This is a genomic window from Treponema sp. R6D11 (assembly GCF_054786075.1).
In genome coordinates, this window is sequence record NZ_BDHD01001018.1 from 1 (window position 1) to 410 (window position 410).

The window sequence follows — 410 nt, forward strand, 5'->3', positions numbered from 1 at the left end:
CTGTAAAAGGTATTTGCAATAATCTCAAATTAATACTATATTAATTTAATATGTCTAAAATTAAGTTTGACAAACATATATTAGTCGGCTTTTTATTTTTTCTCCTGATTTTTTCCTGTTCCACTTCAAAAAACGTAAAAGGTTCAGATAGCGCAAATGCTAAAAAAGCTGAGCCTGTTATGGTTTATTACGAAGGCGATTTACTGAATATTTTTTTCCATGCGTTTATTGCGCAGCCGGAAATAGCATTTTATGGGAGAAAAAAAGATCATTATAAAGAATGGTTTTTTACCGCCGATGAATATAAAAAAATTCTGAATGAACTGTATTTACAAAATTATGTATTGGTCGATATCAAAGAATTTTATACAGTAACGTATACAAAAAATATAAAGACAGTTAAGGTAAAT

Annotated in this window: 1 protein-coding gene; it reads left to right on the forward strand. The window is 28.0% G+C overall.

Annotation, left to right across the window (positions count from 1 at the left end; genetic code table 11):
- Positions 1-50: 50 nt before the first annotated feature.
- The coding region (locus ACYVTD_RS17280) for a hypothetical protein (RefSeq protein WP_461248868.1) at positions 51-410 on the forward strand (360 nt) is incomplete at its 3' end.